This is a genomic window from Microbacterium sp. CFBP9023, assembly GCF_034045055.1.
Lineage (GTDB): Bacteria > Actinomycetota > Actinomycetes > Actinomycetales > Microbacteriaceae > Microbacterium.
Window position 1 is genome coordinate 2009479 of record NZ_JAXCWI010000001.1, and the last position, 12945, is coordinate 2022423.

At 68.6% G+C, this 12945-nt stretch carries 14 protein-coding genes; 6 read left to right on the forward strand and 8 right to left on the reverse strand.

Going from position 1 to position 12945, the window contains the following annotated elements; translation table 11 throughout:
• Positions 1 to 5: 5 nt before the first annotated feature.
• Entirely contained in the window at positions 6 to 482 is a 477-nt protein-coding gene (soxR, locus tag SOM10_RS09815) for a redox-sensitive transcriptional activator SoxR (RefSeq protein ID WP_053098572.1), read from the reverse strand.
• 79 nt (positions 483 to 561) lie between these two features.
• Between soxR and fdxA the strand changes: the two genes are divergently transcribed.
• Genes fdxA through SOM10_RS09830 form a run of 3 tightly spaced genes read left to right on the forward strand, consistent with a single transcriptional unit; the run spans position 562 to position 2049 of the window.
• Positions 562 to 888 carry a ferredoxin gene (gene fdxA / locus SOM10_RS09820; protein ID WP_320489634.1) on the forward strand — a complete coding sequence of 109 codons (327 nt, stop codon included), beginning with the start codon at positions 562 to 564 and terminating at the stop codon, positions 886 to 888.
• Complete coding sequence (locus tag SOM10_RS09825; RefSeq protein ID WP_053098574.1) at positions 885 to 1409, forward strand: flavin reductase family protein; 525 nt, start codon at positions 885 to 887, stop codon at positions 1407 to 1409. Before fdxA ends, SOM10_RS09825 begins: the two co-directional genes overlap by 4 nt.
• A gap of 10 nt (positions 1410 to 1419) precedes the next feature.
• A complete protein-coding gene (locus tag SOM10_RS09830; RefSeq protein ID WP_320489635.1) occupies positions 1420 to 2049 on the forward strand; it encodes a superoxide dismutase in 630 nt (209 codons plus the stop codon).
• Positions 2050 to 2222: 173 nt separating this feature from the next.
• Here the strand turns inward: SOM10_RS09830 and SOM10_RS09835 are convergent, their stop codons facing one another.
• Together SOM10_RS09835 and SOM10_RS09840 are read right to left on the reverse strand one after the other, a co-directional pair.
• On the reverse strand, positions 2223 to 2627 hold the full coding sequence (locus SOM10_RS09835; RefSeq protein ID WP_053098576.1) for an arsenate reductase ArsC: 405 nt from the start codon (positions 2625 to 2627) through the stop codon (positions 2223 to 2225).
• A complete protein-coding gene (locus tag SOM10_RS09840) occupies positions 2624 to 3958 on the reverse strand; it encodes an NAD(P)-binding domain-containing protein (RefSeq protein ID WP_320489636.1) in 1335 nt (444 codons plus the stop codon). The genes SOM10_RS09835 and SOM10_RS09840 overlap by 4 nt, the downstream gene beginning before the upstream one ends.
• An 83-nt stretch (positions 3959 to 4041) precedes the next feature.
• Here SOM10_RS09840 and SOM10_RS09845 point away from each other — a divergent pair, with 83 nt between their 5' ends.
• The 3 genes from SOM10_RS09845 (at position 4042) to nhaA (ending at position 5953) form a co-directional block, all read left to right on the forward strand.
• Complete coding sequence (locus tag SOM10_RS09845; RefSeq protein ID WP_053098578.1) at positions 4042 to 4383, forward strand: ArsR/SmtB family transcription factor; 342 nt, start codon at positions 4042 to 4044, stop codon at positions 4381 to 4383.
• Between the two features lie 51 nt (positions 4384 to 4434).
• Positions 4435 to 4608: a hypothetical protein gene (locus SOM10_RS09850; RefSeq protein ID WP_171821976.1), complete on the forward strand. Its 174-nt coding sequence runs from the start codon at positions 4435 to 4437 to the stop codon at positions 4606 to 4608.
• A 64-nt stretch (positions 4609 to 4672) separates the two neighbouring features.
• Positions 4673 to 5953, forward strand: coding sequence for a Na+/H+ antiporter NhaA (gene nhaA, locus SOM10_RS09855; RefSeq protein ID WP_320489639.1), 1281 nt, complete (start codon positions 4673 to 4675; stop codon positions 5951 to 5953).
• 9 nt (positions 5954 to 5962) lie between these two features.
• On the opposite strand, the gene SOM10_RS09860 is transcribed toward nhaA, so the two are convergent.
• The 5 genes from SOM10_RS09860 to SOM10_RS09880 form a co-directional block, all read right to left on the reverse strand.
• A complete protein-coding gene (locus SOM10_RS09860) occupies positions 5963 to 7462 on the reverse strand; it encodes an arylsulfatase (RefSeq protein WP_320489641.1) in 1500 nt (499 codons plus the stop codon).
• Between the two features lie 85 nt (positions 7463 to 7547).
• Positions 7548 to 8441: a formylglycine-generating enzyme family protein gene (locus SOM10_RS09865; protein WP_320489788.1), complete on the reverse strand. Its 894-nt coding sequence runs from the start codon at positions 8439 to 8441 to the stop codon at positions 7548 to 7550.
• 94 nt (positions 8442 to 8535) lie between these two features.
• A complete protein-coding gene (locus SOM10_RS09870; protein ID WP_187248937.1) occupies positions 8536 to 10008 on the reverse strand; it encodes an alanine/glycine:cation symporter family protein in 1473 nt (490 codons plus the stop codon).
• Between the two features lie 46 nt (positions 10009 to 10054).
• Positions 10055 to 11062 carry a LacI family DNA-binding transcriptional regulator gene (locus SOM10_RS09875; RefSeq protein WP_187248936.1) on the reverse strand — a complete coding sequence of 336 codons (1008 nt, stop codon included), beginning with the start codon at positions 11060 to 11062 and terminating at the stop codon, positions 10055 to 10057.
• A 90-nt stretch (positions 11063 to 11152) separates the two neighbouring features.
• Positions 11153 to 12814, reverse strand: a complete 1662-nt coding sequence (locus SOM10_RS09880; RefSeq protein ID WP_320489646.1) for a glycoside hydrolase family 13 protein — start codon at positions 12812 to 12814, stop codon at positions 11153 to 11155.
• Positions 12815 to 12945 lie beyond the last annotated feature (131 nt).

Consider the following 12945-nt stretch of genomic DNA (forward strand, 5'->3'; position numbering starts at 1 on the left):
GGCGCTCAGGCGTCCTCGTCGCGGAGGCGCTGCGGCCCCGCGCCCTGACTTCCCAGGGCATCGTCGGGGTTGAGCAGGCCGCACGCCTTCATCGACAGGCATCCGCAGCCGATGCATCCCGTCAGCTCTCGTTCGAGTCGCTCGATGCCCTCGCGGCGCTTCTCGAGTTCGCGCTTCCAGCGCCGTGACGCCCGCTGCCAGTCGGCGTGACTCGGGGTCTGCGTGAGCGGGACGTCGGCGAACGCGTCCTGCACATCCGACAGGGGGATGCCGAGGCGCTTCGCCACGGTGATGAGCGAGACCCGGCGCAGCATGTGTCGGGCGTAGCGGCGCTGATTGCCGGCGGTGCGCGTCGACGCGATGAGACCGAGGCTCTCGTAGAAATGCAGGGCGGACGGGGCGACGCCGGTGCGCCTGCTCATCTCGCCGATCGTCAGCGGCTCGTCGGGTCCGTGCGCAATCCGGTCCGGATCGGTGCTCATCGCGGCCTCCTCGATTTGACCTCAAGTGTACTTGAGGTCATACGGTGGCAAACGTGACCCGAACGGAGACCGCCACCCGATGACCTACGTGATCGCCCTGCCCTGCGTCGATGTCAAGGACCGTGCGTGCATCGACGAATGCCCTGTTGACTGCATCTATGAGGGCGAACGCTCGCTGTACATCCACCCCGACGAATGCGTCGACTGCGGCGCGTGCGAACCCGTCTGCCCCGTCGAGGCGATCTACTACGAAGACGACCTGCCCGACGAGTGGCAGGACTACTACAAGGCCAACGTGGAGTTCTTCGATGAGCTCGGGTCGCCCGGTGGCGCCGCGAAGCTCGGCATCATCGAGCGCGACCACCCGATCATCGCCGCACTTCCGCACCAGGAGGCACCCGAATGAGCAGTCAGCAGCACCCCGCCGCGCCGGTTCCGTCCGAGGTCGGTGAAGGGCTCAAGGCCGCGTTCCGCGCGCATCCGGCAGGGGTCGCGATCATCACGGCGATGACCCCTGCCGGTCCCGTCGGTCTCACGGCGTCGAGCGTCGCATCCGTCGCGGTCGACCCCGCGGCGATCGTGTTCTCGGTCACCAGGGCCACCGGCAGCGCGGGCTCGATCCTCAACGCCGAGTCGTTCGTCGTGCACCTGATCGACGACGAGCACTCGGCTCTGGCGCAGAGCTTCGCGGTGAGCGGCGCCGACCGCTTCACCCCCGAGCAGGGGTGGGGCACCCTTCCGACCGGTGAGCCGTACCTCGCCGAGGCGCGCGCCGCGATGCGCGGTCACACGATGTCGACGGTCGCGGTCGGCTCATCGACCGTCGTGGTCGCCGAGATCGACGAGGTGCTGCTCGGGCGGGCGGGCCGACCGCTCGTCTACCTCGACCGCCGATTCCACTCACTCCCCACCGATCAGAACGACTGAAAGGAACAGCATGCCCACTCCGTACACCCTTCCCGAGCTGCCGTACGACTACTCGGCGCTCGCCCCGCACATCTCCGGCAAGATCATGGAGCTGCACCACTCGAAGCACCACCAGGCCTACGTCACCGGTGCCAACACGGCGCTCGAGCAGCTCGGCGCGGCCCGCGAGTCCGGCGACTTCGCCGCCGTGAACAAGCTCGAGAAGGACCTCGCGTTCAACCTCGGCGGTCACATCAACCACTCGGTGTTCTGGGAGAACCTGTCGCCCGACGGCGGCGGCAACCCCGAGGGTGAGCTGGAGGCCGCGCTGACCGATGCGTTCGGCTCGATCGACGCCTTCCGCGCGCACTTCACCGCCACCGCGCTCGGTGTGCAGGGTTCGGGCTGGGCTGTGCTCGCGTGGGACAGCATCGGTGCGCGTCCGGTCATCTTCCAGCTGTTCGACCAGCAGGGCAATGCTCCGCTCGGCGTCACGCCGCTGCTGCAGCTCGACGTCTGGGAGCACGCCTACTACCTCGACTACCTCAACGTGCGCGCCGACTACGTCAAGGCGTTCTGGGAGCTCGTCAACTGGTCCGACGTGCAGCGCCGGTTCCAGGCCGTGCAGGAGAAGACCGCGGGCCTCATCGTCGCCCGCTGAATCTCACGGATCTCCTCCCGGCGCCAGCGCGTCGGGAGGAGATCTGCGCCGCATTGCCGCCAGCCCGCCGCGTTGCAGCCAGCCCGCCGCATCGGGAGGAGATCCGCGATCCGGAGGAGGATGCCGCGGCATCCGCCCTCCGGATCGCAGATCTCCTCCCGATTGAGTGAGAGTCAGGCGAGCAGTTCGCCCGCGAGCGCCTCGATGCGACGGCGGATGTCGTCGCGGATCGGGCGCACGGAGTCGATGCCCTGCCCGGCCGGGTCGTCGAGCTCCCAGTCCTCGTAGCGCTTGCCGGGGAAGAACGGGCAGGCGTCGCCGCATCCCATCGTGATCACGACATCGGAAGCCTGCACGGCCTCGGTCGTGAGCACCTTGGGCTGCTCGGCGGTGATGTCGATGCCGAGCTCGCTCATCGCCTCGACCGCGATCGGGTTGATCTGGTCGGCGGGCATGGATCCGGCGGAGCGCACCTCGATGCGGTCGCCGGCGACCTCGCGCAGAAAGCCTGCGGCCATCTGCGACCGTCCGGCGTTGTGCACGCACACGAAGAGGACGGAGGGCTTGGTGGTGGTCATGATGTCTCCAGGGTAAGCGAGCGTGCGGGGTCGAGGGTCGTCAACGGCGTCCTGCCGATCTGCAGCACGGCCGGCGCGGCGCAGCAGCTGCCCGCGCCGTCGTCGAAGTCTCCTGATCCCCCGCATACCCCGGTCGCGGGCAGGGCGAGTTCGTTGCGCGCCGCGCCCTCGTGATCGCCGGCGAGGTGGGCCGCGACGCTGCGCACCTGCTCGTATCCGGTGAGGGCGAGGAAGGTCGGAGCTCGACCGTAGGACTTCGCGCCGACGATGAAGAGGCCCTCCTCCGGCTGCATGAGCTGTCGGGCACCGGTCGCGCCCACCGAACCGCAGGAGTGGATGTTGGGGTCGATCTCGGAGGCGATGCCGGCGACCGCATCGAGAGCGGGGTCGAGATCGATTCGGAGTTCGCGCAGGATGCCGGTGTCCGGCCGGAATCCGGTGAGCGCGAACACGTGCGCGATCTCCGCCATCTCGCGTCCGTCTTCGGCGACGATCACCAGGCCCCTCCCGTCCCGCCGGAACTCGGCGACTCGGAATCCTGTCACCACCTCGACGACACCGTCATGGATCACCTTCGACACCCGAGAGCCGAGCGCTGCGCGTTCGGGCAGCTCGTCTCCGGCGCCGCCCCCGAGAACGTTCGCGGCGCTCCCTCGGCGGAGCAGCCAGGTGACGCGGGTCCCCGGCGACCGGCGGGCCAGTTCGCTCAGGCGCAGCACGGCGTGCGTGGCGGAGTGCCCCGCTCCGACGACGACCACATGCGAACCCGCGAGCTCGGACACGTCGTCGGGGATGCGGTAGGAGATCAGATCGGATGCCGCGGCCTCGCCCACGGCGGGGAAGCCGTCTGCGCCCGCGGGGTGGGGGAGGCCCCAGGTGCCGCTCGCGTCGATGACCGCCCGGGCGCGGATCCGCGACTCGGTGCCGTCCGTGTCGCGGGTGTGCACGACGAACGGCTGGTTCCTGCGTCCGGACTCGACGACCTTGTCGCGACCCTGGCGAGCGACGCCCGTGACGGCGGTGCTGTACCGGATCCGCTCACCGAGTGCGCCCGCGAGAGGCGCCAGGTAGTCGCTCACCCATTCCGCCCCGGTCGGACAGCCTGCGGTCGGTGCGGTCCACCCGGTCGGCTCGAGCAGACGACGCGCGGCGGCATCCGTCAGCTCGGGCCACGCCGAGAACAGGCGCACGTGGCCCCATTCGGAGACCGCGGCGGCAGGGCCGCGCCCTCGTTCGAGGACGACGACGTCTTCGCGGCGTTCGACGAGATGCGCCGCCGCTGCGAGACCCTGCGGCCCCGCGCCGATGACGACGATCGGAAGCTCGGACACGACATCTCCTCAGATCGAAAGACTTCAATATGAGAAGCGTCGCCCACGTATCGAAGATTGTCAATACGTGAGAGGATGAGCGCATGACGCTTCCGGTGACGATCGAGCAGACGGGCTGCTGCACGCCGCGCGCGGCATCCGCTCTTCCGCTCGCCGAGGCCGAACGGATCGCCCGCCTGTTCAAGGCGCTCGGCGACCCGACGCGCATCCGCCTGCTCTCGCTGATCTCGTCGGCCGCAGGTGGCGAAGCCTGCATCTGCGACCTCACCGACCCGGTCGGTCTGTCGCAGGGCACGGTCTCGCACCACATGAAGCTGCTGGCGGACGCCGGACTCGTCACGCGTGAGCAGCGCGGCAAGTGGGCGTACTTCTCCCTCGCCGAGGGCGCTCTCGACGCCGCCGGCGACGCGCTGCGAGCCGTCTGATCCTGCTGCGCTCCTCAGGTCGGCGGGCGGTCATCCCGATAGGCTGATTCCATGGCCCTCCTCTCGATCGCCGGTTCGGCGCGCGCTCCGCATGAGCTGCGCTCGGCGACTCCGATGAAGGAATGGATGCGCGTCGTGCTCCACCCGGGCACGAACGGGTGGACCAGCGTCTGGGGCACTCTCTCGCACGGCGAGATCGCGGGCTGCCCGCCGCCACGGGACTAGACCGCGCCTCAGTGGGGTGCGGTCTTCCGCGTCGTTCACCCCTTCTCTCGCGTGAGGTCTCGTCATGTCCGCTTCTCCTGTCCGCACCCGTCCCCGTCTCCGCCTGGCTCCCCATGAGCTGTGGCGAGGCATCCGCTCCAACGCCCGCAGCGAGGTGCTCGGGGGTTCGCTGTTGCTCGCCGCCACCGTCGCCGCGCTGATCCTCGCCAACACCCCCGCCGTGTCGTGGTACGAGTCGGTGCGCGACTTCACGTTCGGCGTCCCCGAGCTGCATCTCGATCTGAGCATCGGGGCCTGGGCCGCGGACGGCCTGCTCGCGATCTTCTTCTTCGTCGTGGGTCTCGAGCTGAAGGAGGAGTTCGCCACCGGCCGACTGCGCGATCCGCGTCAGGCGGCGCTGCCGATCGCCGCAGCCGTCGGCGGGGTGATCGTGCCGGCGATCATCTTCGCCCTGATCAACGCGGGCGACGGCGACGCCCTGCGCGGCTGGGCCATCCCGACCGCCACGGACATCGCGTTCGCGGTCGCCGTGATCGCCGTGGTCGGGAAGTTCCTCCCACCGGCGCTCCGTGTCTTCCTGCTCACACTCGCGATCATCGACGACCTGATCGCCATCACGATCATCGCGACCTTCTACACCGACTCGATCAGCTTCCCCTGGCTGACTCTCGCGCTGCTGCCCCTCGCAGGATTCGCGCTGCTCGTGCAGAAGGGCGTGCGGGCGTGGTGGATCCTGATGCCTCTCGCGATCGCCGTGTGGGTCTGCATCCATGCCGCCGGCATCCACGCGACCGTCGCCGGAGTCCTCCTCGGTTTCGTCGTTCCTGTCATCCCGACCGAGCGCGCTCGGGTGCCGCGAGGGACGGATGCCGACGGCGAGCCCCTCTACGACGGCCTCGCCCCGCACTTCGCCGACCGGTGGGGTGTCGTGGCGACGCTGTTCGCCGTGCCCGTGTTCGCCTTCTTCGCGGCGGGCGTCACGATCGGCGGACTCGCGGGGCTCGCGTCGGCGCTGACCGATCCGATCGCGATCGGCATCATCGTCGGCCTCGTCCTGGGCAAGCCGATCGGGATCCTCGCGACCACGTTCCTGCTCAGCCGGGTGCCCGCTCTGCGTCTCGACGAATCGCTGCGCTGGCCCGACCTCACCGGCATGGCGTTCCTCGCCGGAATCGGATTCACCGTCTCCCTGCTCGTCGGCGAGCTCGCCTACGGGTCGAGTTCGGTCGCCGACGAGCACGTCAAGATCGGCGTGCTCCTCGGCTCCCTGATCGCCGCGGTGATCGGCGGGCTGATGCTCGCGAGGCGCAACGCGCTCGCCCGCCGATCGCCGCTCGACGCCTGAGGGCGACGGTCAGGAGCTGCCGACCGTCGACTGCAGCTTCGCCATCACCTGGGTGATCGTGAACGATGCCGATTCCTGGCGAGCAGGGAACTCGGCAAGGGTGTGCAGCATGTTCGCCACATACGCCTGGGCCGGGATGAACAGGAAGATGTGGTCGAGCACCCAGTCCCAGTAGGTGTTCGAGGTGATGTCGGCGCGCTCGAACGGATCGGTGCGCAGATTGAAGAGCTTCGGGAACCGCAGCTCGATGTAGGGCTCCTGCCACACCTGCAGGGTTCCGACCGCGCGCTGCTCCAGGAAGACGAACTTCCAGTTCTCGAAGCGCAGCGCCGTGAGGTCGCCGTCGTCCGAGACGTAGAAGAAGTGTCGTCGCGGGCTGTGCTCGGCGACTCCTGTGATGTAGTCGAGCTGGTTGTTGCCGTCGAGATGGACCCTGAAGTCGGTGCCATGCAGATCCGTGCCCGCCTTCAGACGCTCGGCGATGTCGGTGTCGCCGGCCGCCGCGAGCAGCGTCACGAACCAGTCGTTGTGGCTCACGATGCCGTTGAGCGTCGTGCCCGCGGGGACGTGCCCGGGCCAGCGCACCATCGCCGGGACCCTGTAGGCACCCTCCCAGTTCGAGTTCTTCTCGTTGCGGAACGGCGTCATGCCGGCATCCGGCCAGCTGTTCATGTGCGGGCCGTTGTCGGTGGAGTACATGACGATCGTGTTCTCGGCGAGGCCGAGCTCGTCGAGCAGATCGAGCAGACTGCCCACCACGTCGTCATGATCGAGCATCGTGTCGTGATACTCCGACTGCCAGCGTCCGGCCCGCCCCTTGCTCTCCTCCTTGGTGTGGGTGCGGAAGTGCATGTGCGTCGAGTTGAACCACACGAAGAACGGGGTGTCGTCGTCGGCCTGGGCGCGGATGAAGTCCGCCGCAGCATCGCGGAACTCCTCGTCGACGGTCTCCATGCGCTTCTTCGTCAGCGGACCGGTGTCTTCGATGCGCTGCGTGCCGTCGTCGTTCGCCCACGAGTGGATCACGCCGCGCGGGCGGAACCGCTCGCTGAACCTGGGGTACTCCTCGTCGGTCGGGTAGTCCGGGTGCTCCGGCTCCTCCTCGGCGTTCAGGTGATAGAGGTTGCCGAAGAACTCGTCGAAGCCGTGCGCCGTCGGCAGGTGCTCATCGCGGTCGCCGAGATGGTTCTTGCCGAACTGGCCGGTCGCATAGCCGTGGTGCTTGAGCGCATCCGCGATCGTCGGATCCTCGGGCTGGAGCCCCAGCTTCGCCCCCGGCATCCCCACCTTCGTGAGACCCGTGCGATAGGGGTTCTGTCCGGTGATGAACGCCGCACGCCCGGCGGTGCAGCTCTGCTCGCCGTAGTAATCGGTGAATTTCGCGCCCTCATCGGCGATCCGGTCGATGTTCGGAGTCCGATAGCCCATCAGGCCGTCGGTATAGGTGCTCAGATTGGCGATGCCGATGTCATCGCCCCAGATGATGAGGATGTTGGGCTTGTCGGACATTGTCGCTCCTCGGTCGGCGGTGAGGCCGGGCAGGCGCCCGTGCGGCTCAGCCAACCAGGGGCTCGGGCCGATGCCCAGGGGGGCCTCACACGGAGCGGGTGAGGCGGAATCCGATGTGCGACATGCCGGTGTCCTCCGCCTGGGGCGAGCGGGCGGCCGGGCGGAAGCGCAGGCAGTAGTCGGGGGAGCACAGGTGTGATCCGCCCTTCAGCACCCGGCGCGGGATGCTCGGGAAGCCCTCCTGCGCGCTCGCCGCCGCCAACAGGTTCGCGCGCTTGCCGGGATCCACCGGCTTCTCCGACAGCTTCAGATGCCGCGGCGTGTAGAAGTCGCTCGTCCACTCCCAGACGTTCGCGATCATGTCGTAGAGCCCATAGCCGTTGGGGGCGTACGACCCGACCGGCGCCGTGCCGCCGACGCCCTGGTTGTCATACGGGAAGCGACCCAGCCAGGAGTTCGCCTGCGCCTCGCCACCGGGGTAGATCTCCTCGCCCCAGGCGAAAGGCGCGCCGTCGACCCCGCCCCGGGCGGCGTACTCGTGCTCGGCCTCGGTGGGCAGCCGCATCCCGACCCAGTCGGCGTAGGCGACCGCGTCCTCGAACGCGATGTGCACGACCGGATGCTGCAGCCGATCGTCGATCGACGAGTCGGGGCCGAACGGATGCCGCCAGGAGGCGCCCGCCTGCCAGCGCCACCAGTTGCGCCAGTTGCGCAGGTCGGTCGGGCCGGCGGTCGGCGTGAAGACCATGGAACCCGGCACGAGGTCCTTCGGATCCGCATCCGGAAAGGCAGCCGGGTCGAGAGGCCGCTCGGCCACAGTGATATATCCCGTGGCATCGACGAATTCCGCGTACTGCGCGTTGGTCACCTCGTAGCGGTCGATCTCGAACGAGGCGACCTCGCGCTCGTGCACCGGGCGCTCGTCGGGGTAGAAGTCCTCGGACCCCATCCGGAAGGTTCCGCCGGGGATCAGCACCATGTCGCGAATGTTCGTCACCCGCGTCAGCGTAGCGTCCGCGCCGGAGCGGGAGCGGCCACGGTCGCCCGCGCCGGGTTAGCCGACCGGCCGCGCGCTAGCCCCGGCGGGTGCGCTGCTCGCCCTGAACGGGGATCGGACCGGTGACGCTCAGCTCGTCCTCCCAGCACTGGATGCCCGTGACCTCGGGCATCCGCGCGCGGGTGAAGACAGGGTCGAGCCCCGCACGCCGCTGATCGGAGTAGTCGCGCAGCAGCTTGAACGCGATGCCCGACAGGAGCGCGATCGCCACGAGGTTCACGATCGCCATGAGCCCCATGATGCCGTCGGCCGTGTTCCAGATGATGTCCGCCGAGGCGATCGATCCGAGGAAGATGATCGCGACGACGAGCACGCGGTAGGCGGTGAGGACGGCGGGTCGACTGCTGATGAACTCGATGTTGGATTCGCCGTAGTAGTAGTTGCCGAGGATCGAGCTGAACGCCAGCAGGAAGATGATGATGCTCAGGAGGATGTTCGACCATTCGCCGAGGTTGCTCACGATCGCATTCTGCGTGAGCCCGATGCCCCGGGTCGCGTTCGCGAGGTCGGGCGTGGACACCAGGATGATGAACGCCGTGATCGAGCAGACGAGGAACGTGTCGAAGTAGACCCCGAGGGTCTGGACGAGTCCCTGCTTCACCGGGTGGGTCACCGCCGCGGTGGCGCCCGCGTTCGGCGCAGAGCCGAGACCCGCCTCGTTCGAGAACATGCCGCGCTTGACCCCGGTCATGATGATGGTTCCGAGTGCGGCCCCGACGACCTCGTTGAACCCGAACGCCTGGGTGTAGATCGAGGCGAACACCTCGGGGAGGCGCTCGAAGTTCATACCGACGATCACGAGGCCGAGCAGCAGGTATCCCAGCGCCATGGCCGGGACGACCGCCTGCGTGACGCTGGCGATGCGACGGATGCCACCGAAGACGACGAGGGCGGTCAGGACGGCCAGGATGATGCCGACGACCCAGGGGATCCAGCCCACTTCGCCGCCGAAGCTCGAGGAGACGGTGGCGCTGATCGTGTTCGCCTGCAGGGAGCTGAAGGCGAAGGGGAAGCAGACGATCAGGATGACGGCGAACAGGATGCCCATCCAGCGCGCCTTGAGTCCGTGCTGCATGTAGTACGCGGGACCGCCGCGGAAGCCGTCCTTGTCGCGGACCTTGAACGCCTGACCGAGGGTCGACTCGATGAAGCTCGACGCACCGCCGATGAACGCCATCGTCCACATCCAGAAGATCGCGCCGGGGCCGCCGATGGCGATCGCTGTGCCGACGCCCGCGATGTTCCCGACGCCGACGCGGGAGGCCGCTGAGATCGTGAACGCCTGGAACGCCGAGACCGATTGCGGCTCGCCGTTCTCCTTCCGGGGTGTCCGGTCGGTGAGGGTGCGGAACATCTCCGGTATCAGCCGGAACTGCACCACGCCCGATCGCGCGGTGAAGTACAGGCCGAGGACCACGAGGATCGGCAGCACCACCCACGTCCAGAGCCCATCGCCGGCAGAGAGCACGAAATCGTTGAGCGCGTCCATCGCATCAGTATGGCGGCATGCTGGCGCCCGTGGTGATATTCCGCTTCTAGACCAAGCGCGCGGTCGTGCCTCGGACGTTCAGCTCGTAGGGGAGCTCGGCCGGTATTCCCGCGGCTTCGCCGTCGGCGAGCTTCGCGAGCACGGCATCCGCCGCACGCTCGCCCTGCCCGAGGGGGAACTGGTCGACGGTGCTGAGTCGGAAGAACTCGCCGAGCTCGTGACCGTCGATGCCGACGATCGAGAGGTCGTCCGGCACGGCGAATCCGAGGTCGCGGGCGGCGAGGATCGCCCCGATCGCCATCTCGTCGGATGCCGCGAACACGGCGGTGGGTCGCGGGCCGGGGCGTCCGAGCAGCTGCTTCGCCGCGCGGTATCCGCCCTCGACCGTGAAGTCGGCGGGCTCGAGGAAGGCCGGATTCAGAGGGATGCCGGCCTTCGCCAGTGCCTTCTCGAAGCCCAGGCGACGATTCGTCGGGATGTGGAAGTCGATGTCGAACTCGGGGTTCGCGCCGATGTGGGCGATGTCGCGGTGTCCGAGACCGATCAGGTGCTCGGTCGCCAGCTGGGCCACGGCGACGTCGTCGACGGTGAGGGTGTCGAGCTTGGGGTTCGGCCCGCCGATCGCGATCACCGGCAGGCCGAGGTCGAGCAGGTACTGCGTCTCGTCGTCGTCGAGCTCGATCGAGACCGCGATCACGGCGTCCACTCGCTGCCGTCGCAGGAAGGTGTCGAACACGTGGCGGCGCACGTCCTTGTCGGCGGTGATGTTGTAGAGGGTGATGTCGTAGCCCTCGCGCATCAGCGCGGACGATACCCCCGACAGCACGGTGCTGAAGAACCATCGGTCGAGGAAGGGAACCACGACCCCGATGTTGCGGGTGCGGCCCGATGCCAGGCTCGACGCGCGGGAGGACACGACGTAGCCGAGCGCCGATGCCGCCTCCTGCACGCGCAGGCGGGCCGACTCCGACACATGGCCTCGGCCGCTCAGCGCGCGCGAGACCGTCGCGGTCGAGACGCCGGCGAGCCGGGCGACCTCATCGATGCTCGCCATGGGGGATCCTCTCTGAGCCGTTCCGGTCGCAGTTCGTGCCGTCGGGCGGTGCCGTGGGCGGCGCGAACTGCGACCTGAACGTCGTGCGGCTTACGCCGTGGTGTACCAGACCGCCGTGTCGACGGGCAGGTCGGTGCCCTCGAACGGCTGGCTGCTGACGACGATCGTCGCGTCGGCCGGGAGCGCGAGAGGCTTCTTGCCGAGGTTCGCGACCACGTGCACCGCACCGCGACGGAACGCGACCGCGTGCTTTCCGGCATCCTCCCACACGAGGGAGCCGCTTCCGAAGCCGTGCTCGCGGCGACCGGCGAGCAGCTGCTTGTACAGCGACAGGGTCGAGGTCTCGTCCTTCTCCTCGACCTCGCGCGAGTACGACGCCCAGTCGGCGGGCTGGGGCAGCCACGACGCACCGGTCTCGTTGAAGCCGAACGCCGGAGCATCCGCCTCCCACGGCAGCGGCACACGGCATCCGTCGCGACCGTAGCGCTCGCCGTTGGTGCGGAACCACGTCGGGTCCTGACGGAAGGCGTCGGGGATCTCCATCGCCTCGGGCAGGCCCAGCTCCTCGCCCTGGTAGAGGTATGCCGAACCCGGAAGCGCGAGCATCACGGTCGTCGCCGCGCGAGCGCGGGCGAGTCCGATGGCGGTGTCGGGCTTGTGCGGGGTGTTCGGGCCGATGCCCTCGCCTTGCGGGTTCTCGGCCGTGAGCGCGAGTCGCGACGCGTGGCGCACGACGTCGTGGTTCGACAGCACCCAGGTGCTGGGTGCGCCGACCTCGCCGAACGCGTCGAGGGATTCGCGGATGACAGACCCCAGAGCCTTCGCGTCCCACTCGGTCATGAGGTAGGGGAAGTTGAAGGTCTGGTGCATCTCGTCGGGGCGCACCCACAGGGCGGTCTGCTTGAGCGTCGGCATCCAGGCCTCACCGCACAGCGCGCGGTCGCCGTCGTACTCGGCCAGCACCCTGTGCCAGTCGCGGTAGATGTCGTGCACTCCGTCCTGGCCCCAGTACGGCACGTTCGCCTCGCCGCCGCCCATCGAGTCGGCGTCTGCCGGGGGCGTGTAGTCGGGCAGGCCGTCGGCCTTGATCATGCCGTGGGCCACGTCGACCCGGAAGCCGTCGACGCCGCGGTCGAGCCAGAAGCGCAGGATCGAGCGGAATTCCTCGCGCACCTCTTCGTTGTTCCAGTCGAAGTCGGGCTGCGTCGGGTCGAAGATGTGCAGGTACCACTGGCCCGGCGTGCCGTCGGCCTCGGTCACGCGCTCCCACATGCCGCCGCCGAAGACGGACTCCCAGTTGTTCGGGGGCAGCTCGCCGTTCTTGCCCTTTCCGTCGCGGAAGATGTACCGCGCGCGCTCGGGGCTGCCGGGAGCAGCCTTGAGGGCCTCCTGGAACCAGGCGTGCTGCGCCGACGAGTGGTTGGGGACCAGGTCGACCACGACGCGGATGCCGCGGGCGTGCGCCTCGTTCAGCATCGTGTCGAAGTCGTCGAGGGTGCCGAACAGCGGGTCGACGTCGCGGTAGTCGGCGACGTCGTAGCCGGCGTCCCGCTGGGGGCTCGTCATGAACGGGCTCAGCCAGATCGCGTCGACGCCGAGCTCCTTCAGCGAGTCGAGCCGGCTGGTGATGCCGGGCAGGTCGCCGATGCCGTCGCCCGAGGCGTCGGCGAACGAACGGGGGTAGATCTGGTAGATGACCGCGCTGCGCCACCACTCGGAACCGGGGGCTGCGATCTGCTCAAGCTGTGCCATGGCAACAGATTAGTGCAAACGCTTACATGATTGCCAGAGCGAGCATCGAATCGATTCGGGGAGCCGATATTCTGCGCCGGTCCGCAGCCGCTTGCAGGCCCGGGAGTATGCTTCGGGCATCCGACCACAGG

Coding starts and splice junctions, on each gene's coding strand:
- soxR (WP_053098572.1), bottom strand. CDS start 482: ATGAGCACCGATCCGGACCGGATTGCGCACGGACCCGACGAGCCGCTG.
- fdxA (WP_320489634.1), top strand. CDS start 562: ATGACCTACGTGATCGCCCTGCCCTGCGTCGATGTCAAGGACCGTGCG.
- SOM10_RS09825 (WP_053098574.1), top strand. CDS start 885: ATGAGCAGTCAGCAGCACCCCGCCGCGCCGGTTCCGTCCGAGGTCGGT.
- SOM10_RS09830 (WP_320489635.1), top strand. CDS start 1,420: ATGCCCACTCCGTACACCCTTCCCGAGCTGCCGTACGACTACTCGGCG.
- SOM10_RS09835 (WP_053098576.1), bottom strand. CDS start 2,627: ATGACCACCACCAAGCCCTCCGTCCTCTTCGTGTGCGTGCACAACGCC.
- SOM10_RS09845 (WP_053098578.1), top strand. CDS start 4,042: ATGACGCTTCCGGTGACGATCGAGCAGACGGGCTGCTGCACGCCGCGC.
- SOM10_RS09850 (WP_171821976.1), top strand. CDS start 4,435: ATGGCCCTCCTCTCGATCGCCGGTTCGGCGCGCGCTCCGCATGAGCTG.
- nhaA (WP_320489639.1), top strand. CDS start 4,673: ATGTCCGCTTCTCCTGTCCGCACCCGTCCCCGTCTCCGCCTGGCTCCC.
- SOM10_RS09860 (WP_320489641.1), bottom strand. CDS start 7,462: ATGTCCGACAAGCCCAACATCCTCATCATCTGGGGCGATGACATCGGC.
- SOM10_RS09865 (WP_320489788.1), bottom strand. CDS start 8,441: ATGGTGCTGATCCCCGGCGGAACCTTCCGGATGGGGTCCGAGGACTTC.
- SOM10_RS09870 (WP_187248937.1), bottom strand. CDS start 10,008: ATGGACGCGCTCAACGATTTCGTGCTCTCTGCCGGCGATGGGCTCTGG.
- SOM10_RS09875 (WP_187248936.1), bottom strand. CDS start 11,062: ATGGCGAGCATCGATGAGGTCGCCCGGCTCGCCGGCGTCTCGACCGCG.
- SOM10_RS09880 (WP_320489646.1), bottom strand. CDS start 12,814: ATGGCACAGCTTGAGCAGATCGCAGCCCCCGGTTCCGAGTGGTGGCGC.